Raw genomic sequence first — 26,417 nt, forward strand, 5'->3', positions numbered from 1 at the left:
ATATCTTATCACGTCATCATTACCAGTTGAATTACAATAAGTATAATGATACTTATTGTAATTCAACTGTGTAAGTAAATTTATCCCCTCTAGCAATGGTCTCTGTGTATTCCATTATATTTGCTTTTGCATATGCGATTCGCTCTAGCAATAAAGATGGTTCATTCGCTTGAATTTGCAACCATTTTGCATGATCTTCATTTGCTGCAATTGCTTTAAAATTTTCAACTGCTCGCGTAATATGCACTTGATATTTTGTACGAAAAATTTCGTACATCGGCGTCTCTTCTAACTCTTCTTTCGTTAAATATGGGAAGAATTTCACCGGAATATACGATGTTTCAAATAACATCGGCTCTTGATCAGCCAACCTTAACCTTGTAATTTGATACACCTCTTCTTCAAAATCAAGGTTCATAATTTTCGCTATTTTCTTATCACAATTCATAATAGTAAAGGATACGACTTTTGATGATGGCACTTTCCCAAACTTTTTCATTTCTTCTGTGAAACTATAAAAGCGAACGAGGCTTTGATTAAAGACACGCGGTGAAACAAAACTCCCTTTACCATGTTTTTTATAAATATATCCTTCTTTTTCCAATTCTTGCATCGTCTGTCTTACCGTTGTTCTACTTACATCATGAATTTCACATAACTCACGCTCTGACGGAAGCTTATCATGTTCTTGTAGTTTTCCAGTCTCAATTAGGTCTACAATAATATCCATCAGTTGATAATATAATGGTGTTCGATTATCTTTTACAATCATGTTTTACTCCCTCATCCATAAAGTTGTTATAACCAGTTTACGGCTATTATAACGAATGGAAATAGGAATTACTACCACTTTCTCCTATCGAAAAGCAAAGCGATATCCCCGTATCCGAAAATTCCCACACCTTTATCTCACTTGTCTCATCGTCTCTTGCAATTCTGCTACATATTGTTGTAAAGAGATTGTTTCACCTGAAATTCTCGATTGTTCAGCAGCAAAAGCAATTAAATGACTATTCGCCGAAATCATTGCAGATGTTAAACTTTCTGTCGTATTACTTTTTACTTTCTCAATGAAGTCCGTCATAATCGCATTGTCTGCTCCCATATGTCCACCATCTATTGTTTCTGGATAAATCGTTTCAACTTCACCTGAAAAATATTTAATCTTTAGTTCATTTAAAACATCATGCCCATGAATCTCACCGTTTGTTCCCATGATTTTAAACGTACGGCAGCATTCTTTCGTAAATGCAGACATCGTAAAAGCAACTGTTACATCATTATCAAACAACAAATTGACAACTTGATGATCTACAACATCATTGTCACAATGGTACACGCATCGGCCATAAGGTCCGGTTTTTAAAGCCTCTAATCTCTTCTCAATGCTAGTATCAATCGACACTACATTGGCTGGCCATTCATCTCTTTCATGTAAATACCACTTTAAAGCAGAGTATTCACAGCTTCCCTCAACTTCACAACCATCTGTACAACGTAATGTCGAACCTTTTGGTGCATGTTCGGATTTAAAATGAGTTAAGCTTCCAAAAGATGAAATCTTTGTACACTCCTCACCAACAAGCCATTGTAATATATCCATATCGTGACAACATTTCTGTAAAATCATTGAGCTCGATTCAGACTTATTCCGCCAGTTCCCTCGCACGAAGCTATGTGCTTGATGCCAATGACCGACATTTTCATTCCATTGAATTGAAACAATATCCCCTATTTTCTTTTGATCAACAATCTCTTTTAAAGCCCGGTAAAATGGTGCATATCGTAATACATGACATACCGTTAATAATGCATTATGCTTTGTTGCAGCCTCTGCAATTTCCAATGTTTCTATCGGACTTGGAGACATTGGTTTTTCTAATAAAATTTTATACCCCTTCTCAATTGCTCGCATAACAGGCTTATAATGAAAGCGATCAGGTGAACAAATAAGCAGCGCTTCGCAAAATTTCTCTTTATCCAATAACTCTTCCCATGTTCCAAACTGCATATGTTCTGCAATACTGTGCATTTGAGAAAACTTTCTTCTTTTCCCCTCATCTATTTCTGCAACAGCAACAAAGTTTATCTCTTCTGGATGTTCTAACGCGTAAGATGCATAAGCGTACATCCCACGGCTTCCTGCCCCAATTAAAGCTGCGGTAATCATAAGTATCCTCTCCTATTCTCTTATTCTTATTTTCCACCTGTAATTGTAATTCCTTCAATAAATTGTTTTTGTAAAAACATAAATAGTAACAACATCGGTAAAATTGCTAAAAATGATCCTGCCATTAATACTGGATAGTTTGTTGCATATTGTCCTTGTAGGGAAGATAACCCAACTGATAATGTCATCATATCTGGTGAATTATTTACAATCATTGGCCACATAAGCTCATTCCAAGACCAAAGTGTTGTAAAGATTCCAAGCGCAATTAAACCTGGTTTGGCAAGCGGCAGCATAACATGCCAATAAATTTGAAAATGGTTGCAACCATCTAGCCTTGCCGCTTCTTCTAGTTCCTTTGGAATCCCCATAAAAAACTGACGTAATAAAAAGGTCCCAAATGCACTAAACAACCCCGGCACAATTACCGCTTGTAATGTATTCAACCACTCTAGTTTTACCATAATTAAATATTGTGGGAGTAAAAACACTTGAGCTGGAACCATTAAAACAGAAAGAGTTAACAAAAATAGGATGTTTCTCCCCGGAAATTGTATTCTAGCAAACGCATAGGCCGCTAATGAACACAAGAACAATTGACCAACTGTTCTAACGACTGTAACGATTAATGTATTCATCATAAATTTAAAGAATGGTAGTAAAGTAAATATTTCTGTATAGTTACTCCACATAAATTGAGACGGGATAATAGCCGGTGGAACTTGAACAGATTCTGCGTATGTTTTTAAAGAAGTTAATATCATCCAAATAAACGGGCCAATTGTTAATAAAGCACCTATAATAAGAAGCGCATGAATGATAATCGTATTCTTATTAACTGCACCTATTCTTTTATTCATCATAATGCACCCACTTTTTCTGTAATATCATTTGAATGGCTGTAATGATTAATATAATGATTAATAATACAACTGCTATGGCTGCAGAATATCCTTTTTCATTTAAGATAAAAGCATTTTGATAAAATAAATACACTACAGATTGTGTGTTCTCAATTACATTACTTGTTCTACCAATCATCATAAAGATGAGATCGAATACTTGAAATGCACCAATTAAAGACATAATCGTTACAAAGAAGATAACTGGTGACAAAAGTGGCAATGTAATCTTAAAGAAAATCGTAATCGGTTTTGCTCCGTCCATAATCGCTGCTTCATAGTATGTTTTAGGGATATTTTGAAGTCCTGATAAAAAGATCACCATGTTATATCCAATTCCACCCCAAATCGCAACGATAATAATAGAATATAAAGCAATGTTAGGATCAGTAAGCCAATTCGGACCATCAATTCCAAACCATGATAATATGTAATTTAGCAATCCGTAATCAGAATTATAGAGCCATTTCCATACCATTGCGATTGCAGCAGGCATCGTAATAACAGGTAAAAAATATAATGTTCTATAAAAAGACTTCCCTTTAATATTTTGATTTAACAGTACCGCTAATATAATAGATAAGAATATACCGATTGGAACAGTAAGTATGATATAAATAAATGTATTTTGGAACGCCTTTCCTAGATCTTGATCAGTAAACATCTTTTTATAGTTTTCTAATCCAATCCATTCATAACTACCAAACGCATCCCATGCCGTAAAACTAAAATAAATGTTTTGTAAAATGGGCCACATATAAAAGATGAACAGGCCTAACATAGTTGGAGCAATCATGGCATATGCCCATATATAATCGAGTCTCTTTTTCTTTTTATAATTCTTTTGTATTTGTGTAACTTTTTGTTCTTCTACCTTGATTGATAAATCCTCCATCTCTTCACTCCTCCCTTAATGTTTGATTTGAGATAAGGAGAGAATACCTCTCCTTATCTTTTATTTTTTAGAAAGGATTTCATTTGCTTTCTCTGTTAATTCTTTTGTCGCGTCTTCAACGCTCACTTCTCCTCCCCATACTCGTTTTAAAGTTTTTGTTTCTTGTTCCCACAGTGCCCCAGTATTCTTCACACTTGGTAGTGGATACGAATAGTCAACTCCAGTGATATATGCCTGCAAATTCAAGTTCGGAGCAGATTTCACCCACGCTTCTTGTGTTCCGTTAAAAGCAGGAATAACTGTCCCCGTTTCTGCAAACACATCTGCTGCTTCTTTAGAACCTAAGTACTTTACAAACTCCCAAGCTGCATCTGGATATTTTGTTTTTGCTGAAATTACATTTGCTAAACCATGAATTGTTACCGCTCGCTCTTTCCCTTTTGGCATAACCGCAACATTTAAATCCGGATTTTTCTTATACTCTGGCACCATCCAAGGACCATCATAAATCATCGCCACTTTACCAGATAAGAATAAATCAGAAGCAGCTGTCTCTGTCATTTGAGCAAACGTTGGTGATAACCCTTCTTTAATAAAGCTAATATTATAATTAAATGCCTCAATTGCTTCTAGCTTATTAAATCCAACTGTTTTTTTATCTTTCGAAAGAACATATCCTTTATTTTGATAAATAAGATCGTAATATCCACCTTGATTTCCCATTGCTGCGGCAAATCCCCAAACACCTTTTTCCTTATGATTTAGTTTTTTTGCTGCTTCTTTCATCTTTTCCCAATCCCATGAATCGTCCGGATACGCTACTCCAGCTTCATCAAATAACTTTTTGTTGTACCAAAGTGCAGTTGTATCAAAATCTTTCGGAATACCATACGTTTTCTTATCTACTGTATATAAATCAATTAAAGATTTCGGATAATTATCTAGTTTATACTTATCCTTTTTCGCTCTATCATCTAAAGGCAACAGCACTTTCCCAGAAGCATATTTCACAATATTTGGTCCATTCATCCAAAATACATCTGGCAATGCATTTCCCGTTGCTGCAGTTTCAAGCTTCTGAAAATATTGTCCATACGATGTTAATTCAATTTTCACTTTAATATTTGGATGTTTTTCATTAAATTGTTGAACTACTTTTTCTACTGCTGGTAGTTGTTTCTTATCCCAAAGTGCATACCGTAACTCTACTTTTTCTCCCTTAGATGATGTACTTGCCTTTTCGCCACCATTAGAACATCCTACTACTGCAAATAGCAACGCTGACAACAAGAAGATCAGCCACTTTTTCATCCCATTTCCCCCTCTATAGTAAAAAATTCCATTAATGTTTTTCTTACACACTAATGGTTAGTAAAACTAACAAACTGGATTTTCCAAAAAGATGTTTATGTAAAACCAAGTAACGTTTCCTCCGCACAAATAAAGCGTTTCCAATTAAATGTTTTGATTTAGAAGAAACATTTTTTTCTTTCTATCACTTAGGTATAATGATGTCATTACCAGTTTACTCAACAAACTATCATTGATATATTTGTTATAGAAACATCGAATTCAATCATGATATGATGTTGTCATTACCAGTTGTTATGAAGTATACCATTACAACTTTTTCTTCTGCAACACTTTTCTGAATTTTTGATAAATTTTTATTTATATCTTAACAATATGCTTCTATTTATGGCAAAATGAAAACTATGAACGAAATCATCTACAAGAGACAGTTTACTTTTATAACATAGATTCTTTCTATACAGATTTGATAGATATTGACTATGAATAAGAATACAGAACGCCTTCCATCAAGTTTTAGTTTACACTCATGAATAAATAGCGGAGGATGAAGCCTAACTGATAAAAAGACAAGGAGTGTTCCTATGATTCAACAATTAAAAATATATTATGGGAAAGATATAAAGATTAATGAAGTCGTGTTGTCTGAAGATTATAGCTGGTTTTTAGTTGAAGGAAATAAAGTAGGGATTCGAAAATCTCGCTTACATCAAAGGGAACGTCAATTACTTTCATCCATCTTAACACCCATTCATACCGATACATTTTATGAAACGGAAAAAGAAAAATTATGGTATGAAGCATTATATAAAAATAAAAATATTTCTATCGTATCGATTCGTTTTTTACACTTCTTCACAACACAACCGATAGTTGAGCGAGAAGAATTTCAAGACGCTTTACAGTCTATGTTTCCTTTCACCACTACAACAATATGGGAAACTTCACAAACCGGCGTCCTCATTTTAGAAGAAAATATATCAGAATATATATTGCAAGCAGCTCTTGATACATTAGAAACAGATTTTTTTATATCTCTATCCTTTTTTATTGGAAGACACTATACGCAAACAAATGAACTTGCGCATCTGTATCAGTGGGAGCGAAATTTGTTCTCTTTTCTTTCCCCCTATTTATCAAAAAAAATTACATATATTGAGCAACTACTCCCTTATCAATTCATGATCTCATTGCCGAAAGAAGAAAGAGAAAAGTACACGAATCAATTATTAGCACACATTTCAAATGACAAAGAATTAATAGATAGTGTGAAAGTATTCTTCCAATGCAATTTAAATGTATCACTTGCAGCGAAACAATTATATTTACACCGCAATACCTTGCAGTATCGCATTGATAAATTCATTGAAAAAACGGGAATTAATATAAAGACATTTGAAGGTGCTGTAGCAGTTTATATGGCGTTTCTTTCTTTGGATATCTCGTAAACTTGCATAAAAACTTCTCACTTTTTTTGTGCAACCTGCCAATTTACCTACCTTATTAAAAAACTTATAATTCAATTAATTTAAAAAAAGGAGTGAGTAACTTTGGCAGAGCTTGTGTTAGATCATATTTTCAAAGTGTATGACAATAAAACGACTGCTGTTTCTGATTTTAATTTACATATTCAAGATAAAGAATTCATCGTATTTGTTGGTCCTTCTGGTTGCGGAAAATCAACGACTCTACGTATGATTGCAGGTCTAGAAGATATTTCTGATGGCTCATTTTATATTGATGGAGAACTTATGAACGATGTCGCTCCAAAAGATCGCGACATTGCGATGGTATTCCAAAATTACGCACTATACCCGCATATGTCTGTTTATGATAATATGGCGTTCGGCTTAAAACTACGGAAACTTCCAAAAGATGAAATTAATCGTCGTGTAACCGAGGCGGCAAAGATTTTAGGATTAGAAGATTATTTAAAACGGAAACCAAAGGCATTGTCAGGAGGGCAACGTCAACGTGTCGCACTTGGACGCGCTATCGTTCGTGATGCAAAAGTGTTTTTAATGGACGAGCCACTCTCTAATTTAGATGCGAAACTACGTGTAAGCATGCGTTCTGAAATTTCTAAACTTCATCATCGTTTAAATACGACCACTATATATGTAACACATGACCAAACAGAAGCAATGACCATGGCATCACGCCTCGTTGTTATGAAAGATGGGCTTATCCAGCAAGTTGGCACTCCAAAAGAAGTATATGATGCTCCTGAAAACATTTTTGTTGGCGGATTTATCGGTTCTCCAGCGATGAATTTCTTTACTGGAACATTAAAAGATAACTATATTCATATCGAAAATATTCGTTTTAAAGTGCCTGATGGACAATTAAAAGTATTGCAGAAACAAGGTTATAACGGAAAAGATATTATACTCGGTATTCGCCCTGAAGACATTCATGATGAACCAATTGTTCTTCAATCTTCTCCTGAATCAACTGTCGAAATTACAGTAGAAGTTGCTGAATTATTAGGTGCTGAAACGATGATTCATGGAAGACTTGCACATCAAAGTTTTGTTGCACGAATCAACGCTCGTTCAGAAATTAAAGCTACCGATAAACTTCCATTAGCTTTCAGTTTAATGAAAGCACATTTTTTCGATATCGACACAGAACAACGTATACGTAATGAATAGACATACTTGATTAAAGTGTAAACTATTTTTCTTCCTGCCCCTTCTTCACTATTCACCTAAGAAAGGTCAGGAAGATTCTTTTTAATATTTTATTTTTTTACTAGTAGTATACATTGCTGACGCTCCTCTTATTTTCCCATTTCCCTTAACATTTTCTAGCTATTCCTTCTTTATCTTGCTACTTTCAGAGTCCCCCAAAAACTGATTCAAGTTTCATTTTATAAATACTTGATTTTTTAAATGCTCGGTAGATACCATCTTATGTAATCTTGCACATGCTTCTATTCAATAGAATTATGAATTTTTAAATGCATAATTAACAATTAATTGTACAAATTGTAGATTACCTTTACCATTATTAGTTTATCTATTGTACCTTCTTCATTTGTGTAGTTATGTTAAAATATCGCACCGCACATCCTTGTGTTCAAGCAGATATTTGGAATACGAATTTACCTAAAAAAGAAAGAACCGATTAAAAATAATTAACCAGTTCAGCATGACGCTCTTTATTCGTTATTAACGGACGCAACTTGCCCCGATAATAATGAGTAGAATAAACAATACAACTAACAATGCAAATCCAGAACCTGTGCCGCATCCTCCGCCGCCATAGCCACCATAACCATATCCACAACTACCAGGATATCCATATCCCCACATGATTTGTTCCACTCCCTCCATTACTTAAAAATTAATTTTCCTTAATAAATTATGTAGGACAACTACGACTTTGTATGTGTGTTTGCCTATAAATCAAAAAATCCCTAGTTCTCAGTTAGAGATTTTTATTTGCGTAAAAATTCTAACATCACATACATCATCTGTTCGCATTTTCATATTTCAAAGCATTTTTGTTGCATAAGCTCTTTTCTAAGATGCATATAGTTATAGTGATGAAAAAGGAGGAATTTACATGGCACAATCTGAAATTGAAAAATATGGACAAGAAACAGCCCTGTATGAACAGCTTGCTCGTTACTATCAATATACAAATCCCAAAAAATATATGGAATCATATATCAAATATCATAGTGCGATTACGAAACTTGTACATGCATATGAAAAACGCGCTTCTCAAGAAGCAACACTACCATCCTATATGAGAATATTTCACGCATCCCCTCAAACACCAGCTGTTGATTTTTTAGTGAATGGGCAGAAGGTAATTAAAAATATTTCATTTAAACAATATAGCCCTTATTTGTCCTTATCTCAAGGACAGTACCGAGTTGATGTCGTTCCTGTTGGCAATGAAACACCTATTTTCTCAGCACTTGTTCCGATGATGGGCAACCGCTCTTATACACTTGCAGCAGTCGGTACAAATGCACACATACAATTACAACCAATGCTTGATACTACTCCTTTACAATCGGGTCAAGCAAAAATAAGATTTGCACACTTTTCACCTGATACCCCTGCCGTTTACGTATCAATAAAAGGCGGTGATTATTTATTTGAAAATGTTTTATTTAAACAAATAACAGATTATTTGCAGGTGAGCCCTGGAACCGCTGATATTGAAATTTCTCTTGCTGATACAAAAAAAGTGCTTGTAACCATTCCTAACGTAAAAGTAGAGCCAAATACAATTTACACATTTGCATTAGTAGGTTATTCTAATCAATCTCCCAAAGTAGAAGCTGTGATTCTGACAAATTAAAAAGTCTATACCATTCTCTCTTGGTATAGACTTTTTCTCTTTATTTTTGAAATGAAATATGAAATTCTGTCCATTCTGAATTAGAGCGACACATAATCGATCCATTATGCTTTTCAACAATTTGTTTACATACAAACAAACCGATACCCGTTCCTAATTTCTTTGTCGTGACAAATGGTTCAAAAATCGTTTCAATACTTTCTACTGGAATCATTGGCCCATTATTTTTAATAACAATATGAATCCTCTCTTCATCTTCACATGCATCGATGATAATTTTACGATCTTCTTTTATCACTTCGAGAGCATCGATTGAGTTCATTAAAATATTTAAGAAAACTTGCCTTACTTCACTACGGTATCCTACAAATGGAATAGGGTACGGTAAGTTTTTTTCAATTGAAACATTTGAATTAACTAGACTAGGATATAAGAAATGAATAATATCATGAAACAAATCATTTAGCCAAAATTGTTCAGATTCATTCCACATTTCTTTCTTTGAAACAAGTAAAAATTGCGAAATACGAAAGTTTAATTGATCCAATTCATGTGAAATGATATCTAAATATGATAAATTGGGATGATCTAATTTCAATAATTTCACAAACCCCATAATTGAGGTTAATGGATTTCGAAACTCGTGAACAAAACTAGCTGACATTTGTCCTAAAATCGTCAATCTTTCTTTATGCGTTTCATTTATATATTGCTGTTTTTCCTCTAAATTTCTCGATATAATTTCCGAGTATTTTAAAACCGTATAATAAATTAGTTTGTCAAAACAAGTATGTATTTTTGTCATAATTGGTTTTAATTCCCGAGCCCTGACATCTAATTCGCACATTGCTTCAAATAGTTCATTTCTTCCTACATTCGCGTTATAGACGAAATCTCCAATATTAGCATCTGCCCCTGCACGCTCAATTGCAATTTTTTCACATAACGGCTGTAGCTGAGCTATATCCTTATCTTCCATAATAAGTTCAATAATTAACTCTAATAAATCCTCTCCATTTCGGACTACTTCTTGCTTAAATGGATCTTTCTCGGAAATTATCATTTTGTTTTTCCAGTTCTCTACGAATTGGTGCCTATTGTTTTTCAAGTGCGAACAAAATACTTCTTTAATATCCTTATCGATTGGAAAAACCCCCATTCCCTCCATTTCCATGCGACGTATACCCTATATATTTTGAATATTAACACAAAAAATAAGTTTCGTTAAGAGATTGTTGTCACATTTTGTTAATTTCTGTTGATAAAGTTAATTTAAATATGATATTAAGACTTTTTTGCATCCTTTTCATTTCTTGCGTACAATAAGATATGAAAGGTGTGAAAAATATGGTAAATAAAAATGTGGAAGATTATCTCCAAGAAGGCATTCATGGCCAAAAGCAAAACAAACCAGAAGAACGCAATATGTACTTAAGCACATTGCGTGAGCGTGTAGAAGTCGCTTTAACAATCGGTCAAGTGATGCAAAGCAATGTTTACACAGAAGTAGCTAATAGTATGCGCTCTTCTCAATTATTACAACTATATGTAAACGGCAGCATCGCTTACCCACATTTATCAAAATACATTAAATTGGCAAATGAAAAAAATGTACCTTTTACAATCGTTCAAAATAAAGGTACACATACACCAATCGGTTTAGTTCTTGCGCATAGTACAGCGGTAGATAAAGAACAAATCTATGTTGAAGATGCTATTTTTAAACAAGAGATGAAATAATCCCCTATGAATAAAAGGTACACTTGCCTAAATAGCAAATGTACCTTTTATTTATATTTATTTTTTAATACAGATTCGTTTCATCCCTGGCGTTTCTTCAATCGCATATTTAATTCCTTCACGACCTGTCCCGCTCTTTTTTACTCCACCATACGGCATATGATCCGCTTGGAATGTTGAAATGTCATTAATCATGACGCCTCCTACTTCTAGCTCATCAATTGCACGTATTGCTTTCGTTAAATCATTTGTAAATACTCCAGCCCGCAAGCTATACCGTGAGTTATTTACCATTTCTAATGCTTCTTCAAACTTCACCTAGTTAAAGGGCTGACTTGTTTTTATTGTAGTATGCCTCCTTTCATACAAAAACATTTTACACCTATTAAAAAAACTCTGCTATATGCAGAGTTTACGAGCTTATTTGTTCTTGTAATGCTACTCGGTTTTCGGTTTCTGAAATTAAAATGGGAACTGCTCGTTTTGTCACTTCTATCTGTTTGATATAGTGACCATCCAACTCTTTCACACAAAAATTATAATCTTCAATTTCAACAATGTCACCTTCTACAATTTCTAGATGCTTCGTTAAAATCCATCCACCAATTGTATCAATGTCATCATCATCAATCGATAAACCTAATAATGCGTTCACTTCACTAACAAGCACTTTTCCTTCTAAAATTGTTTTCGTTTCACTAATATGTTGAATTTCTGGTTTTTCATCTATATCAAATTCGTCTTGAATATCACCAACAATTTCTTCTAATATATCTTCGACCGTTACAAGACCCGATGTTCCACCATATTCATCAATTAATATAGCAATATGTGTGCGCTCTCGTTGCATTTTTAAAAATAAATCATGAATTGCAATCGATTCAATGACAAGTATAATAGGGCGCGTATACTGCTCTACCTTTTCTTTACTAAAAACACCATGTTTCACAAAATCTGTGAAAATATCTTTAAAGTTTACAAAACCAATCACATGGTCTTTATCTCCATCTACAACTGGATACCTTGTATATTTCTCATCGGACATTTTTTGCAACGCTTCTTTAACAGACGTACCTTTATCTAAAATATGCATTTCTGTCCGTGGTACCATAATTTCTTTTGCAATACGATCGTCAAATTCAAAGATTTTATTTACATATTTAAATTCAGATTGATTAATCTCACCGTTTTTATAACTTTCTGACATTAACAAGCGTAATTCTTCTTCCGAATGGACTTCTTCGTGTTCTTTTTCAGTTTCTAAACCAAATATTCTGGCTACATATCGGGCTGAGCCATTTAAAAGCCATATAAACGGAAAAGTAATTCGATAAAAGAGAATAAGCGGTTTCGCAACCAGTAAACTCACTTGTTCTGCTTTTTGAATTGCCAATGTTTTAGGTGCCAATTCTCCCACAACAACATGGAAAAAAGTAATGAACATAAACACGAGAGTCACAGCTAAAATATCAGCAACCTGGGGAGGCACTTCCCATCTTGCAAAAAGCGAGTCAAACATATGCTTTATCGCTGGTTTTCCTAACCACCCAAGTCCAAGAGCTGTAGCTGTAATCCCCAATTGACAAGCAGATAAATACTCGTCTAAGTTTGTAATGACTGTTTTCACGGAAGCTGCACGTTTATTTCCTTCTGCAATCAAAGAATCGATGCGCGAACTTCTTACTTTCACAATTGCAAATTCAGCTGCAACGAAAAATGCAGTTAAGGCAATCAAAACAATCACCATACTTATACTATATATGTCCAAATACGTTTTCCTTACTTACCCTGTAAGCAAGGAAGCCACCTCCTACTAAATTTATTCAAACGAAAAAACTCTTCTTATCATCTTACAAGTTTCTACATTCGCTATCACCTTTTTATATACTATATGCACACATAAAAAAGATAATTATATTTATGATAATCTAATTATCTTCTTTCCGTCAAACAGGAATCATTACAAAAAATAGACATTTTTCTCTCTTTTTTGAAATATTTATATGCTACAAAACTAATTCTCGTGAAAAAACACTTTCTTTGCCGATTCCTCACTTCTTTTGTCATCCATGCAGGGAAGAGACTTCCTACATCGAAATCATTCAACAGGATATATATAGGAGGGATTTACCTTGGAATATAAAACACCCGTTATTGCGAAGAAGTTAGGTGTTAGCCCAAAGGCAGTGGTTCGGATTGCACAACAGTTGAATCTCAATATAGAAAAAAACAAATACGGTCATTTCATTTTCACTCAAGACGACTTAGATAAAATGTTAGAATATCATCGTTCTCAAATCGAACAAACTTCACCACTAGCTACAGAATCATCAATTGATTTCGAAAAATTTGTTACACAATTAAATACCATTACACACCGTTTAAATCATATAGAAGAAAAAATGCAAGATAAAGCGGATGACGTCGTCAATTATCAATTGCTACAACATCGCAGAGAAATGGAAGAAATGATGAATAGAATTCAAAAATTAGAGGCTGCTCTTGAAAAAAAAGAACCACTTTACATCACACCTGATATCAAAACTGATATCGCACCAACTTATGAACGAAAAGAAAAACCGAAACGTCGCAAAATGATTTTCAGTATATTTGGATTTTAGTTCTTTTTTAAACGTTGATTCGCGCATGATAATTGACTCCCCCCTAGTCACATATCATGCGCTTTTTTATGTAATCCGATTGAGGTGACAAACGAAAAAACTTCCGCTAATGGAAGTTTTACTGTATAACAAAAAGGATGTCTCATTAAGACATCCTTTTTGTTACGATAACATCATGTCCATATCTTCTGCTGCAGTTGTAATAAGTTTTAAACCAAATGTTTCTTGTAATACATTAAGCACACCAGGTGAAATAAATTCAGGTGCCTTTGGACCGATACGAATATCTTGAATTCCAAGACTAAATAGTCCAAGTAAAATTGCCACCGCTTTTTGTTCAAACCAAGATAAAACAATACTAACTGGTAATTCATTCACTTCACATTGAAAAGTATCAGCTAAAGCCGCTGCTATTTTTATTGTAGAGATAGAATTATTACATTGCCCTAGATCAATGTAACGTGGGATTTCCGTACCTGGTACCACACCATAATCCACATCATTAAAACGGAATTTCCCGCACGAAGTTGTTAATATAACCGTTTCTTGTGGAAGTGACGTTGCTAATTCACGATAATACTCGCCGCCTTTACCTGGAGCATCACAACCTGCGATGACAAAAAAGCGCTTAATTTTCCCTTCTCTTACCGCCTGGATGATTTCTGGTGCTAATGATAATACTGTATTGTGATGAAAACCTGTTACGAGCTGTTCATCCGACTCCATATGTACTGCAGGAAGCTCTAATGCTTTTTTAATCAATGGTGCAAAATTATCATTTTCAATTTTCTGTACACCTTCAAGTCCGGCAATATCATATGAAAAGAAGCGATCAGAGTACGATCCTTTAATTGGCATAACACAGTTCGTTGTAGCTAATATTGCGCCGGTAAATTTTTCAAAGAGACGTCGCTGGTCATACCATGCTTTACCAATGTTTCCTTTTAAATGTTTATATTTTTTCAACTGTGGATATCCATGTGCTGGTAGCATTTCTGAATGCGTATAAATATTAATTCCTTTTCCTTCTGTTTGCTTTAATAATTCCTCTAATGCAAATAAATTATGACCCGTAACAACAATTGCCTTACCTTCTACTCGATTTTGTGTAATTTGAACAGGTTCTGGAACACCAAAATGATTCGTATGTGCCTCATCTAACAACTCCATCACTCTTAAAGCTGATTTTCCAACTTTCATAGCCATATCAATATGTTCTTGTTCATTAAAGTTAGAATTCGTTAATGTCATATATAACGCTTCATGAGTTGTAGCATCTACAAATGGATCTGTATACCCTAGCTGCGCAGCGTGAGTACGATAAGCAGCAATTCCTTTTAATCCAAATACAATCGTATCTTGTAAACTTGCAATTGTTTCATTTTTCCCGCAAACACCGATTATTTTACATCCACCTGTTGGCGTTTGTTCACATTGATAGCAAAACATATCCCCCACCCTTTCCTAATCAATCATTACAACTAAAGCGTAATATACATGAAGAGAAAAGGATGTGATATCAATCACAATAATTTATAAGAATTTGTGACACTTCACCTTGTTAACATAATATTTTTACTGTTTTCTTTTATTAATGCTTGGGCATGAGCATTCCCTTGAATAACATCTCGAAATTCTTTTAAAGAATACAAATGCGTTAATCCTTTCCGAGCATGAATCCGAACAGGTACCCCTTGCAATGTATCATGAAAAGGAAACGGATCATCGATTGGCTCAATTGGAAAACCAAGTGTAAGTAAATACATATACATTCTTTTTGTAACAACAGCAATATACCACTCAGCTTTCGTTTCTAAAGCGTGTATAAATAAAATAGCTGTTAACCTTTTGAAATGTCCTCTCCCGCGCGACGTTTTCACAATACTTAACTTTCCTATTTCATAAACATTTTTTAACCCTTTCACCAATTCATTTTCAGAAAACGGATAGAAAAACTCAGAATTAGAATGTTCAGGTGTCGTATATCGAATACACTCTACTGTACCGATAGCATGCCCACCTTCTATTAATAAAAATCGTGATGGATTTAAATTACGTTCTACAAACATTAACTCTCTCTCTTCACAAAAATCTCCCCACAGTTGCTCGAACCAAAAATGTTCTTCCTTTGTTTGAACACGCTGGAACATATTTTCCCGCCTTTCCCATCACCGTTCTACATTTTGATAACGCTTTCATCATATATCATATAAGAACAAATCTCCGCATGCAACTAAAAATATTTACTAAATTAATATATTCTATAAAACAAAGCAATCTCCTATTCAAGTTTTAGATTCATGTGAAATTTTTACAATACTTAAAAATACTTTACATTCATCAAAATTGTATGAAACACTAGACTGTCTTTACTCATAAAGTGTATGTCTAACTATTCATATAAAGTACACCAATTCAAAAATACTATCATTTTCCTTACTGCAAAATTTAATTTACCTACACAAAAAGAAACCCTTTCCACAGAGGAGGATTTCTTTTTATGTTCCAATATTTTTTAACCACTTCTCAAAAATTTGCACAAGGCCGTGTTTTCCAGCTAATTTCTCTTCTCCTTGCTTCGTTTTATATGGATATAATTGCAAAAAGACTCCGCAACCAGCTTCTATTTTCTTCCCATGCATATGACTGCCTGGGTATACGCAAATCACTTCGTGGATTGCCCTTCGATGAAAAATACGTTTTCCATCTTGTTCTTCCACATATTTAATGGACCAATATTTGTACATTTGCTCTGTTGCTTTTGTATTACCTACAGGCTGAAAAATATTAAACATCGGACTATATTTCACTTCAATAATAATAGACGATTGGTACTCATAACGTTCTCCTTGCTTCACATAACAATCTAGACGAATGTCTGGCTTTTTCGTATCTTCTCCATTATAAAAATGACTACCTTTACTAAGTGCAATAAGCGGATGCGTTTCAATAAGATCATTAAACGCTACATGGATTTGGATGTTTTCACGATTTAAAACAATTGTTGTGCCGTCTTGCAAACCATCCAAATAAAAATAGGTTTGAATTTGTTCACGCAGTGGAATTTCATCTTTAAATGCTAACTGTTGCAATAGAGAAATAATGATGAAAAATGCATAATACTCATACACTAAAAACGTGGGTTTATAAACAAATAATAAAGCTGGAGATTGTTGATTATAACGTGGTAGAAACTCTAAATGATATAATAGTTGCCTGTGTGTAACAGGTAAAGCATGCATAGTTATATTTGTTTTTTCAGAAACGCCTCTCCAGAATGGAGAATTCAACAAATTTTGAAAGTACAGTACAGCTTGATGTACAATATGATTTAAAATTTTATACTCTTGTATTTTCACGGACGCTTTCCGTAAGTCTGCCTCTTTCAGCAAATGAATATTCCGATATTTTTGCTTCTCCCTGTCTGTTACAGATCCGTTTCTTTCAATGGTTTTCATAATTGTTTTCACAGATTGATATTCCTCTTTTTTTGTATGCGTTGCTCGTTCTAATATTTCAATTGTCTTTTGTAAGAATGTCTGCGCTTCAAGCAAATATTGATAAAACTGTTTCGTTGTAAATTTCAGAAAAGCATTCTCCAAACTATTTATTTGTTCTATAAATCTACGGTTATAATGCTTAGCATAAGGCTTTTTCTCGCTCATTATCACACTTTTCATCGTCGCTTTTCGTTCCCTTATTTCCCACTCATACCTATCTATATACCTAGTGCTCTCTTCAACTTTTTTATAAAGCTGTTTTATTTTTTTCATTTTTTGTGGCAGCATTCGAAGTAGTATTAAATAAGAAGAGTCTTCAATATCAATTAGTGTTGAGAATGTCTTTTTATAATAACCGCGGTCTAGCATAATTTCATTCAAAATGGACTTCACATAATTTTGAATCGTTTCGAATTGATCATCAACAAAATTTTTAGGGACAATTTGAAACGCTCCATAATATACGTCTTCTTCCACTTGCACCTCAAAATGATACAAACCGCAGCGCCAGGGATAAAAAAAATCTGTTTTTCCATGTTCATATAATAATACTTTTTGTTTTTTTTCATGCAATTCATATTGCCATTCTTTCTTGTCTTTTTGCCCTTCATACACTTTATTCCATATAAAAGTGACACGAACCGGCTTTTGGCAATGTAACATCAAGCGTAATGCTTTTAATTCTTGCACTTTATAAACACAATGCGCTATTGTTGTTGTGCGTTTACAAAGACGATTCAAAAATACAAAGTCTCCCTTCCCTTCCGTTCCAATAATTAATTTTAATACAAACGGGAGCTTATCTTTTGTGTCTACAATTTCCGTCGCATGTTCCTCCTCATTTGGCATACCCATACAACTCCAATTCACGCCGTTTTTGTCTTATATAAGCTAGAGAATGTTCAAATGCCGAGACACAATTCGCAAGTGGCGATTGTAATAATGCTACCAGCGATAGACCTTTCTTTTCATCTTCACGAAGAAGTGGACCAATTGTCATTTCCGTACCACGTAATTTTGTTAAAACACGTTGTTTTACTTGCAAATCAAAGCCTTCTTCTCGGCTAATCATATAAGATTGATTATCTTTTTGGGGGATATTTTGCAAATAAGTTGCAATCGCAGCAGCACATCGAAAAGAAACACCTTTCGATGCGTCATGTGATGATATTAAGCCATGTAATTTGTCTAGTAGTTCTAATTCCTCTTCAGAAAACACATCAATTATCTCTTTATTTCGTAACCAATTCATACGAAATTCTCCTGTTGTAACTTGCAGTGGCGGGATTTGTATCCCTTGATTTTGCTGCATATTGATTTCACAGAATGGAATTTTTTGAAGTGTAATGAGGTTTGCTCGATCTAATAAGCGATCCGATAATTCTTTCGTTGTTTCATCAAAATTCACAGTTCCGATAAAAATAATATTTTCACCAATTTCGATTTTTGATGGAACTATATTTTCGATCTCATTTCCTTCCTCATATAAAGAAAGGATACGATTTTTCTTTTCTAATTGAAGAATAGATAAGAATGGTGTAAACCAATGTTCAATATGTGACATATTCATTTCATCAAATACAATCATATAAAGTTGATTTGGATTTTCATATGCTTTTAATAATGTTCGAACTAACTTCGTTTCACTCTCGATATATGTTCCATTTGGATGCAGATAGCCTAGTATATCGTGTGGTTCTTGATAAGATGGAGAAATTGGAATCCATAATAATTCTTCTCCATACGTTAATCCTAATGCTTCGGCATACGCCTGCACAAAGCTTGATTTTCCGATTCCTGGGATACCAGCAAGAATTGTTAACAGATTTGTTTTTACGCTAATATGAAAATTAAAAATATCCGTTGCATCTAAATACAATCCTTTATTATTGATTACATCCTGTACATATTGTATAAATGTAGATTCACGTTCATTCCATTCTGGTTCTTCTTTTTGCATTTTTATGTCTACTACTTCCACTCTTTTTCCTTCTTCTGTGATTTTCTTTAAAAGCTGATCATACATATTTTCTCGTACAAAATACAAATGATCATCCGCTTTCACTTCTATATACTTGTTCCAATTATCAATCTCGATATATTTACATTCCTTTTTTTGTTCGCAATATGCAATTGAACTAATGGATGCTTTTAATGATAAATTTCCATATAATCTCCCCTCATACCATAATAGTTCAGGCACTTCGAAATCTTGTGGAAATTTAGGAATAAGGAAAGATAAATATCCATTACCTAGTTTTCGTTCTAAAGATTCTCTTTTTTTATATCCTACTAATCTGGGCGACGGAATGATCTTATATCCATCCGCGATTTCTCGTTGTTCTGTACATATTAATTCAACGTACAAGTTCCCTCTTTCATAATAAAGGCGAAATAGTACCAATTGTCTTTCTAACTTTTTTTTCTTCAAGTCCGCAAAGATTCTCTCATTTTTTTTGTTTGCATATAGCCCTTCAAATAAATATGTTTCGCCTTCAAATTGCGATTTCAAGATTGAAGGGATTTGTGAAAGACATTGTACAGAAAAAGTACCTTTTTTGTCTTCCTCACCTTCAACAAACTTCCCAAGAAACCTCATGTGATACATCCGCTTTATAAAACTGGAGTGGAGAGCTTTATGTAACTTCAATACGAATCACCTTCTTTTTTTCATGCTGTTCTTATTGTATGAACTATAAAAGAAAACTAGAAACAAAAAACCTGACGTACTACGTCAGGTTCAAAAAGTAAAACTTATATTAATGAGAAGGAAAAGCCTTTTTCTCCTGCATAATCGCATTGTTAGCAATTTTCATTTTAGCAAGTACATATCGTAGTTTATCCTCAGCATTTTCATCTTTATTATGCTGCAGACTTGCTAAAGTCTCCACAGAACCAGCCAAATTTTCAATTGCTCCACGTAATTCGGGATGATGATTAAAAAACGATTCTTGCACTAATACTTTTCGCAAATCACTTGCCAATTCCATAATTCTTAATAATTGTTCTTTTTCTTTCATTCTCATCCCTCCTAAACATCTTATATATTAGATATTCTGTGAATAAAATAAAATTCCTTGTATGTAAAGAAAAAAAGTCCTTCAGAAGGACTTTTTACATTTTTATAGTACCTGTTACAAGCATATAAAGTGATACTGCTGCTGCAATCACAATTACACCCATAACATATCTCTCCATGCCAGAAAAACAGCGATTTCCTTTTTCCTTTCGAGCAAACATATAAACAACAAGTCCAATCCCATATACGATTGAGACAAGTAATAAGTTTTTTAAGCCTGCTGCATAAATCAACCATACAGAATATAATGAAGCAATTAAAGCGAGTATTCCATTTTTTAGTCTCGCACGTTTTAGTTCCTTCGTTACGACTAATTTCAACTGATAAAGTGCTGATAATAAATACGGAAGTAAAATAGATGTAGACGCGATAAAATACATCATTTGATACGTTGATTCCGAGAATAAAACGATTATAAACAACGTTTGTGCGACACCATTGGAAATCCATAATGCAACATGTGGCGTCTGTTTTTTATTTGTCTTCGTAAAAACTTTCGGGAATACACCATCTTTCCCGGCCACGTGAGAAATTTCAGAAACGAGTAAGAACCATCCAATTAATGTCCCGACAAGGGAAGCAACCAATCCAATATTAATTGCAAATGCACCCCAAGGTCCCACAACATGTTCTAATACATGTCCCATTGATGGCGTTTCTAACATAGAGAGTTCTTGCCTTGTCATAGCCCCCATTGAAAGGACTGAGATTAAAATATAGATCGACATAACTAAAATTAATCCAACAACCGTTGCTTTCCCAACATCACGACTATTTTTTGCTCTACCCGATAATACGACTGCTCCTTCCACACCAATAAATACCCAAAGTGTAACAAGCATCGTATTCTTCACTTGACCAAGGACAGAAGAAATAGAAACGGTTCCCTCTCCCCAAAAATCATGTGTAAATGTATCCCAGCGAAACGCTGTAACCATAACTACAATAAATAATAAAATCGGAACTAATTTTCCAATTGTTGCAACAAAGTTCATAATAGATGCTTCACGAATTCCGATTAAAATAAGGAAGTGAAGAGTCCATAATAAAAGAGATGCACCAACGATGGATGCAACGTTGTTTCCTCCCTTAAAAATAGGGAAAAAATATCCCAGTGTACTAAACAATAACATGATCGTAGCTACGTTTCCTAAAATTCCTGCAAGCCAGTATCCCCATGCACTGTTAAAACCGACATATTCACCAAATCCTGCGCGTGCATAACTATAAATTCCGCCTTCAAGCTCTGGCTTTTGTCTTGCTAATGTTTGGTATACAAGCGCAAGGGGAATCATTCCCATTGCTGTAATACACCATCCAATTATCGTTGCGCCACTATTTGCGCCTACTGCTAAATCATGCGGTAAACTAAAAACACCACCGCCAACCATTGTTCCTACTACTAGTGCGATTAATGGAAAAAATCCTAATTTCTTTTCTATCGGTACCACCCCATCTGTCATTCTAGGTGTTATGTTTATCCGTTCAACTATTAAAGTCACCTTTTCTCTAATAGACGTTTCTATTATATTTTTTCAGGAAAACATTACTTATTCTAAAAGAAAATGAACAAAAAGGGAATACTTTTTTGAAAAAATGTATAAGTATGCACAAAAAAACCGTTCATTTTATTATGAACGGTCAATTATCAGTCATTAATTTGTATATTTTTTGTAAATATTAATGAATCAATCTCTCTTTTTCCAAAAATTCCCTCGCTACTTTTTCTGCACTTTTACCATTTACATTAACTTCATAATTCATTTTTCTCATGTCTTCATCTGATATTTTCCCAGCAAGTTTATTTAATGTTTTTTCAAGTTCAGGATATTTATCAAGTGTTCCTTCTCTTAATAAAGGAGCTCCTTGGTAAGGCGGGAATAACCCTTTATCATCTTCTAGTACTTGTAGTCCATATTGTTCAAGTTCACTGTCAGTAGAATAAGCATCAATAACAGTAACCTCCCCTGATTCGATTGCACCATATCGTAACTTCGGCTCCATTGTCGTTACGTTTGCAATCTGGAAATTATACAATTTTTGCATCCCTTTATATCCATCTTCCCGATCTGCAAATTCTAACGTAAATCCAGCTTTTACATTTGCTGCAATATTTCGTAAATCTGAGATTGTTTTCACATTATACTGCTCTGCAACGTTCTTTGGCATTGCAAGTGCATATGTATTATTATATTCCATCGGCTTTAGCATCACCATATGATATTTCTTTTCCATCCCCTGGCGTGCTTGTTCATATACTTCTTGACGATTTGTACTTTTTGGATTTTCTTTTACAAAAGTAGATAAAGCAGTCCCTGAAAATTCAGGATATATATCAATTTCTCCTGATTTTAAAGCTTCAAAAACAAACGCTGTTTTTCCAAGTCCTGGTTTCAATTCTACATCTAAATCAGTATCTTGCTCGATTAGCTGCTTATACATTTGAATTAAAATTTCTGGTTCAGATCCAAGCTTTCCAGCAATCACAATATCTTTCTTTTGTGTATTCCAAAGAAATGGTGCCGCTATAACTACAGCGATGATACATATTGCCAATATAATTCGCTTAGGTGAATGTCTAGTGCTTTCAAACATCCGAAGTACTCCATCAAAGAATAAAGCTAACAATGCGGCTGGTACAGCTCCTAACACGATAAGAGCATGGTCATTTCGATCTATACCGAGTAAAATAAGCTTTCCAAGTCCTCCAGCTCCTATTAAAGCAGCTAATGTAGCTGTTCCGACAATTAAAACCATTGCTGTACGAATTCCAGCCATTATGATTGGCAACGCCAGCGGCAGTTCTACTCTCCATAATCTTCTAAAGCTATTCATTCCCATCGCTCTTGCTGCTTCAATAAGAGATGCATCTAACTTACGAATGCCCGTATATGTATTTCGTAAAATGGGTAATAGCGCATATACAACTAGCGCAATAATTGCTGGAACCTTTCCAATGCCAACGAGCGGGATTAAAAGCCCTAGTAAAGCCAATGAAGGAATTGTTTGCATAATAGCAGAGGTGCCTATAATAAACTCAGCAATTCTCTCTCTTCTCGTTAACCAAATACCAAGCGGGACGGCAATCATCACCGCAAAGAATAAAGAAATAAGTGAAATTTGTAAGTGCTCAATTAGCGCACGAAGTAATTCTAATTTTCGTTCTTGAAACGTTTGTAATAATATGGACACGATTTACCCCCTCTCCTTCATTTGTCCAGCCAAATACGTCACAATATGACGGCTTGTTAATGTCCCCACGTATTGTCCGTCTCTTTCAATCGGGATAGCCTCTTCTGCTTCCAAACGAATCAACGCTTCTTGTAGTGAATCATGTAGGGATAGAGGTAAAATATTATTGTCTACTTGTCCATCACTCGCCAGAGGCAATACATCTTCAATACTCTTCCCTTCGTACCAAGGGCGAACACGATTTCCAATAAATTCTTCCACAAAATCATTTACTGGGTTATGTATGATTCCTTCCGGTGTATCTAATTGAACGATTTTTCCTTTTCTCATCACACAAATACGATCACCAAGTGTTAACGCTTCTTGCATATCATGTGTCACAAACACAATCGTTTTTTGAATTTTTTTCTGTAATTTTACAATATCCTTTTGCAACTGTTCTCTGCTTAATGGGTCTAGCGCGCTAAATGGTTCATCCATCAGAACGATTTTAGGGTTGGCAGCCAGTGCTCGTACAACTCCCACACGCTGCTTTTGTCCACCAGATAATTCATCAGGCATACGATCTCGATATACATCTGGGTCTAAACCAACCATATCAAGTAACTCATCCACACGCTCCCGAACTTTTTCTTTACTCCATTTCCTCATTTCAGGTACAATCGCAATATTTTCAGCAATTGTCATATGCGGAAACAATGCGATTTGTTGTAGAACGTACCCAATATCCCAACGTAGTTCATGGATATTGTAATCTTGAATGTCTTTGTCATCGATAGAGATTGAACCTTCTGTCGTTTCAATTAAACGATTAATCATTTTCATCGTCGTTGTTTTTCCACAACCACTCGGACCGATAAGAACAAAAAGTTCTCCTTTTTTAATCTCTAAATGTAATGAATCTACTGCTTTCGTACCATCTTCATATGCTTTTGACACATGATTAAATTGAATCACAAATACAACTCCCTTATTGTTGTTTCTTTCATTCTGATAGAATCTTGCTTTCTTTTCAAATAATACGCTTTTTCTTCACAAAAAAGAGCCCTTACTTGAGCTCTAATGATCGAATAATGTTGTTTTAATAATTGCTGCATATTCACGTATATATGCTTTCTTCTTTGAGCGCCTTGGCGTTGGTGCTGCGAGTGATTCCATTTTCATTCCTAAACGCTTAGCAATAATTTTTGTTCGGTATAGATGATATGTATTACTTACAATTACCGCGTGCGTTACATCGTATAAATCCATGCTAAACTTTAAATTTTCATAGGTACTTGTCGAACGATCCTCAATGAAAATACGCTCCTCTTCAATCCCATGTTGTATTAAATAATTTCGCATACTGTGTGCTTCAGGAATATCTTCATCTTCCCCTTGCCCTCCAGAAACAATTACTTTTACTTCTGGATGAGAATTTAAATACATTAAGGCTACATCTAAACGATTTTGAAGAGATAAGGAAGGTTTATCCCCAAATAGTTTTGCACCTAAAATGATTACATATGGAGCGTTATCACTTACTTTTTCATAAGCAACTTTTTTCATTCGATATGTCATATACATCATACATAGTGGTGGAAATAACAAGATAACAAGTAATATCCATTTGTTCATATATAAGCTTACACTCCCTTTCTTTATATTATATAAAAAAAGAAAGGGAGACAGAAGTATTTTTTAGTGACTGCGTTGTCCTGCGTTTTGAGCATTACGCCCCTTTTTAGAAGATGTATGGCACTGCGTTTGATTTCCTTTATGTTTCGCTGATCCTAATGCTTTCGTTTTTCCCATTTTGTTTCATATCCTCTTTTATATGATTCCCTTTTAACTTTTGCATTTTTGCCCCCGCCATACGATGGATTTACTGGAAGTTTCCCCTCTTTTTTGCATCTTATAAAAAACACTATGTTATCCTTATACTTATAATTGTATCATCGCAAACTCTTCGTTACATAAATACAGTAAGTAATAAAGAGTCTACACCTTCTATTGCACATATGAGTATAATTTTGATCTTTTTCCTTAAAGTATAACTAAGGGAAAAAAGCCGTTTAGTAAGTTGCCTCAATCTAATTGGTTCTCGGGAATGAAAGCCAAACTAATATACTATTTTTAAGACATACTTGAGGTTTTGTGACTTTCGTTCAAACTCTGTATTATAATTATGTATATAATGAAACTTATACCTAAAAAGGGGCGATTCTATTATGTACAAACTCAAAACGACTGAAACCAACAATAGTGTAATCGAGTTTATTGAAAGTGTTGACAGCCTAAAAAAACGAGAAAACGCATACCAATTATTAGATATATTTACTGAAACAACAGGCTATCCAGCAAAGATGTGGGGCCCAAGCATTATTGGATTTGGTACATACCATTATAAATATGCATCTGGTCATGAAGGAGATGCACCATTAGTAGGCTTTTCACCCCGAAAAGCTAAAATTAGTTTATATTTTGCAACTGGCGACCCTGAGCGAGAAGAACTATTAAAAGACTTTGGAAAACACACATCTGGAAAAGCCTGTATATACATTAATAAAGTAGCAGACATTGATATCGATGTTCTAAAAGCGCTAATTAAACAATCTATCAGTTTTTTGAAAAAAACGTATCCAAACCACTAATATGTGCATAGCAATCAAATGAAGTAAGCAACAGGTGTTTTGAACACATGTCAA

General features: G+C 34.3%; 23 protein-coding genes and 1 pseudogene. 6 read left to right on the forward strand and 18 right to left on the reverse strand.

What is annotated here, in order from left to right; all coding sequences use genetic code 11:
* Positions 1 to 52: 52 nt before the first annotated feature.
* The 5 genes from AC1M36_RS08280 to AC1M36_RS08300 all read right to left on the reverse strand — a co-directional run bounded on the left by AC1M36_RS08280 (position 53) and on the right by AC1M36_RS08300 (position 5,278).
* Positions 53 to 772: a GntR family transcriptional regulator gene (locus AC1M36_RS08280; RefSeq protein ID WP_479845740.1), complete on the reverse strand. Its 720-nt coding sequence runs from the start codon at positions 770 to 772 to the stop codon at positions 53 to 55.
* A gap of 132 nt (positions 773 to 904) precedes the next feature.
* Entirely contained in the window at positions 905 to 2,170 is a 1,266-nt protein-coding gene (locus tag AC1M36_RS08285) for a Gfo/Idh/MocA family protein (protein ID WP_336452558.1), read from the reverse strand.
* A gap of 26 nt (positions 2,171 to 2,196) precedes the next feature.
* On the reverse strand, positions 2,197 to 3,030 hold the full coding sequence (locus AC1M36_RS08290; RefSeq protein ID WP_207994151.1) for a carbohydrate ABC transporter permease: 834 nt from the start codon (positions 3,028 to 3,030) through the stop codon (positions 2,197 to 2,199).
* Positions 3,023 to 3,967 carry a carbohydrate ABC transporter permease gene (locus tag AC1M36_RS08295; RefSeq protein WP_336452559.1) on the reverse strand — a complete coding sequence of 315 codons (945 nt, stop codon included), beginning with the start codon at positions 3,965 to 3,967 and terminating at the stop codon, positions 3,023 to 3,025. The genes AC1M36_RS08290 and AC1M36_RS08295 overlap by 8 nt, the downstream gene beginning before the upstream one ends.
* A gap of 60 nt (positions 3,968 to 4,027) precedes the next feature.
* Positions 4,028 to 5,278 carry an ABC transporter substrate-binding protein gene (locus AC1M36_RS08300; protein WP_479845741.1) on the reverse strand — a complete coding sequence of 417 codons (1,251 nt, stop codon included), beginning with the start codon at positions 5,276 to 5,278 and terminating at the stop codon, positions 4,028 to 4,030.
* Between the two features lie 584 nt (positions 5,279 to 5,862).
* On the opposite strand from AC1M36_RS08300, the gene AC1M36_RS08305 reads away from it, so the two are divergent.
* Positions 5,863 to 6,726 (forward strand): PucR family transcriptional regulator, encoded by an 864-nt coding sequence (locus AC1M36_RS08305; protein WP_479845742.1) that lies wholly within the window; start codon positions 5,863 to 5,865, stop codon positions 6,724 to 6,726.
* 102 nt (positions 6,727 to 6,828) lie between these two features.
* Positions 6,829 to 7,932: an ABC transporter ATP-binding protein gene (locus tag AC1M36_RS08310; protein ID WP_336452562.1), complete on the forward strand. Its 1,104-nt coding sequence runs from the start codon at positions 6,829 to 6,831 to the stop codon at positions 7,930 to 7,932.
* A gap of 519 nt (positions 7,933 to 8,451) precedes the next feature.
* Here the strand turns inward: AC1M36_RS08310 and AC1M36_RS08315 are convergent.
* Positions 8,452 to 8,595, reverse strand: coding sequence for a YjcZ family sporulation protein (locus AC1M36_RS08315; protein ID WP_336452647.1), 144 nt, complete (start codon positions 8,593 to 8,595; stop codon positions 8,452 to 8,454).
* Between the two features lie 253 nt (positions 8,596 to 8,848).
* On the opposite strand from AC1M36_RS08315, the gene AC1M36_RS08320 reads away from it, so the two are divergent.
* On the forward strand, positions 8,849 to 9,598 hold the full coding sequence (locus AC1M36_RS08320; protein ID WP_479845743.1) for a DUF4397 domain-containing protein: 750 nt from the start codon (positions 8,849 to 8,851) through the stop codon (positions 9,596 to 9,598).
* Between the two features lie 40 nt (positions 9,599 to 9,638).
* Here AC1M36_RS08320 and AC1M36_RS08325 read toward each other — a convergent pair whose 3' ends face one another.
* Positions 9,639 to 10,772, reverse strand: coding sequence for a BA2291 family sporulation histidine kinase (locus tag AC1M36_RS08325; protein WP_336452564.1), 1,134 nt, complete (start codon positions 10,770 to 10,772; stop codon positions 9,639 to 9,641).
* Between the two features lie 173 nt (positions 10,773 to 10,945).
* Here AC1M36_RS08325 and AC1M36_RS08330 point away from each other — a divergent pair, with 173 nt between their 5' ends.
* On the forward strand, positions 10,946 to 11,338 hold the full coding sequence (locus AC1M36_RS08330) for a YueI family protein (protein ID WP_336452565.1): 393 nt from the start codon (positions 10,946 to 10,948) through the stop codon (positions 11,336 to 11,338).
* A 57-nt stretch (positions 11,339 to 11,395) separates the two neighbouring features.
* Here AC1M36_RS08330 and AC1M36_RS08335 read toward each other — a convergent pair.
* Together AC1M36_RS08335 and AC1M36_RS08340 are read right to left on the reverse strand one after the other, a co-directional pair.
* Positions 11,396 to 11,650 (reverse strand): annotated as a pseudogene (locus AC1M36_RS08335) (aldehyde dehydrogenase family protein); the annotation flags it as partial.
* Positions 11,651 to 11,750: 100 nt separating this feature from the next.
* A complete protein-coding gene (locus AC1M36_RS08340; protein ID WP_336452648.1) occupies positions 11,751 to 13,085 on the reverse strand; it encodes a hemolysin family protein in 1,335 nt (444 codons plus the stop codon).
* A gap of 385 nt (positions 13,086 to 13,470) precedes the next feature.
* Here AC1M36_RS08340 and AC1M36_RS08345 point away from each other — a divergent pair, with 385 nt between their 5' ends.
* Positions 13,471 to 13,959 (forward strand): chromosome segregation protein, encoded by a 489-nt coding sequence (locus AC1M36_RS08345; protein ID WP_336452566.1) that lies wholly within the window; start codon positions 13,471 to 13,473, stop codon positions 13,957 to 13,959.
* Between the two features lie 162 nt (positions 13,960 to 14,121).
* Here the strand turns inward: AC1M36_RS08345 and hcp are convergent, their stop codons facing one another.
* From hcp to AC1M36_RS08390, 9 genes are all read right to left on the reverse strand, one after another.
* The gene (hcp, locus tag AC1M36_RS08350) at positions 14,122 to 15,408 is read right to left on the reverse strand and encodes a hydroxylamine reductase (protein WP_479845744.1); all 1,287 of its coding nucleotides are present in this window, start codon (positions 15,406 to 15,408) and stop codon (positions 14,122 to 14,124) included.
* A gap of 104 nt (positions 15,409 to 15,512) precedes the next feature.
* A complete protein-coding gene (locus AC1M36_RS08355) occupies positions 15,513 to 16,109 on the reverse strand; it encodes a hypothetical protein (protein WP_336452568.1) in 597 nt (198 codons plus the stop codon).
* A 348-nt stretch (positions 16,110 to 16,457) separates the two neighbouring features.
* Positions 16,458 to 18,308 (reverse strand): hypothetical protein, encoded by a 1,851-nt coding sequence (locus AC1M36_RS08360; protein WP_336452569.1) that lies wholly within the window; start codon positions 18,306 to 18,308, stop codon positions 16,458 to 16,460.
* Positions 18,298 to 20,109, reverse strand: a complete 1,812-nt coding sequence (locus tag AC1M36_RS08365; RefSeq protein WP_479845745.1) for an AAA family ATPase — start codon at positions 20,107 to 20,109, stop codon at positions 18,298 to 18,300. Before AC1M36_RS08365 ends, AC1M36_RS08360 begins: the two co-directional genes overlap by 11 nt.
* 109 nt (positions 20,110 to 20,218) lie before the next feature.
* Positions 20,219 to 20,479 (reverse strand): LemA domain protein, encoded by a 261-nt coding sequence (locus AC1M36_RS08370; protein ID WP_336452571.1) that lies wholly within the window; start codon positions 20,477 to 20,479, stop codon positions 20,219 to 20,221.
* 94 nt (positions 20,480 to 20,573) lie between these two features.
* Positions 20,574 to 22,001 (reverse strand): arginine-ornithine antiporter, encoded by a 1,428-nt coding sequence (gene arcD / locus AC1M36_RS08375; protein WP_336452649.1) that lies wholly within the window; start codon positions 21,999 to 22,001, stop codon positions 20,574 to 20,576.
* A 217-nt stretch (positions 22,002 to 22,218) separates the two neighbouring features.
* Positions 22,219 to 23,730, reverse strand: coding sequence for an ABC transporter permease/substrate-binding protein (locus tag AC1M36_RS08380; RefSeq protein ID WP_336452572.1), 1,512 nt, complete (start codon positions 23,728 to 23,730; stop codon positions 22,219 to 22,221).
* 3 nt (positions 23,731 to 23,733) lie between these two features.
* Positions 23,734 to 24,687, reverse strand: coding sequence for an ABC transporter ATP-binding protein (locus AC1M36_RS08385; RefSeq protein ID WP_479845746.1), 954 nt, complete (start codon positions 24,685 to 24,687; stop codon positions 23,734 to 23,736).
* A gap of 102 nt (positions 24,688 to 24,789) precedes the next feature.
* Positions 24,790 to 25,347 carry a YdcF family protein gene (locus tag AC1M36_RS08390; protein ID WP_336452574.1) on the reverse strand — a complete coding sequence of 186 codons (558 nt, stop codon included), beginning with the start codon at positions 25,345 to 25,347 and terminating at the stop codon, positions 24,790 to 24,792.
* Positions 25,348 to 25,940: 593 nt separating this feature from the next.
* Between AC1M36_RS08390 and AC1M36_RS08395 the strand changes: the two genes are divergently transcribed.
* Complete coding sequence (locus AC1M36_RS08395) at positions 25,941 to 26,363, forward strand: DUF1801 domain-containing protein (protein ID WP_336452575.1); 423 nt, start codon at positions 25,941 to 25,943, stop codon at positions 26,361 to 26,363.
* Positions 26,364 to 26,417: the final 54 nt, after the last annotated feature.

Source organism: Bacillus sp. Medicinal_06 (assembly GCF_056711665.1).

Bases quoted from the DNA above. Each gene is read 5' to 3' on its own strand.
- AC1M36_RS08390 (WP_336452574.1), bottom strand. From the start codon at position 25,347: ATGAACAAATGGATATTACTTGTTATCTTGTTATTTCCACCACTATGT.
- AC1M36_RS08355 (WP_336452568.1), bottom strand. From the start codon at position 16,109: ATGTTCCAGCGTGTTCAAACAAAGGAAGAACATTTTTGGTTCGAGCAA.
- arcD (WP_336452649.1), bottom strand. From the start codon at position 22,001: ATGACAGATGGGGTGGTACCGATAGAAAAGAAATTAGGATTTTTTCCA.
- AC1M36_RS08315 (WP_336452647.1), bottom strand. From the start codon at position 8,595: ATGTGGGGATATGGATATCCTGGTAGTTGTGGATATGGTTATGGTGGC.
- AC1M36_RS08360 (WP_336452569.1), bottom strand. From the start codon at position 18,308: ATGCCAAATGAGGAGGAACATGCGACGGAAATTGTAGACACAAAAGAT.
- AC1M36_RS08325 (WP_336452564.1), bottom strand. From the start codon at position 10,772: ATGGAAATGGAGGGAATGGGGGTTTTTCCAATCGATAAGGATATTAAA.
- AC1M36_RS08290 (WP_207994151.1), bottom strand. From the start codon at position 3,030: ATGAATAAAAGAATAGGTGCAGTTAATAAGAATACGATTATCATTCAT.
- AC1M36_RS08320 (WP_479845743.1), top strand. From the start codon at position 8,849: ATGGCACAATCTGAAATTGAAAAATATGGACAAGAAACAGCCCTGTAT.
- AC1M36_RS08280 (WP_479845740.1), bottom strand. From the start codon at position 772: ATGATTGTAAAAGATAATCGAACACCATTATATTATCAACTGATGGAT.
- hcp (WP_479845744.1), bottom strand. From the start codon at position 15,408: ATGTTTTGCTATCAATGTGAACAAACGCCAACAGGTGGATGTAAAATA.
- AC1M36_RS08300 (WP_479845741.1), bottom strand. From the start codon at position 5,278: ATGAAAAAGTGGCTGATCTTCTTGTTGTCAGCGTTGCTATTTGCAGTA.
- AC1M36_RS08330 (WP_336452565.1), top strand. From the start codon at position 10,946: ATGGTAAATAAAAATGTGGAAGATTATCTCCAAGAAGGCATTCATGGC.
- AC1M36_RS08285 (WP_336452558.1), bottom strand. From the start codon at position 2,170: ATGATTACCGCAGCTTTAATTGGGGCAGGAAGCCGTGGGATGTACGCT.
- AC1M36_RS08340 (WP_336452648.1), bottom strand. From the start codon at position 13,085: ATGGTGATTGTTTTGATTGCCTTAACTGCATTTTTCGTTGCAGCTGAA.
- AC1M36_RS08295 (WP_336452559.1), bottom strand. From the start codon at position 3,967: ATGGAGGATTTATCAATCAAGGTAGAAGAACAAAAAGTTACACAAATA.
- AC1M36_RS08370 (WP_336452571.1), bottom strand. From the start codon at position 20,479: ATGAAAGAAAAAGAACAATTATTAAGAATTATGGAATTGGCAAGTGAT.
- AC1M36_RS08305 (WP_479845742.1), top strand. From the start codon at position 5,863: ATGATTCAACAATTAAAAATATATTATGGGAAAGATATAAAGATTAAT.
- AC1M36_RS08395 (WP_336452575.1), top strand. From the start codon at position 25,941: ATGTACAAACTCAAAACGACTGAAACCAACAATAGTGTAATCGAGTTT.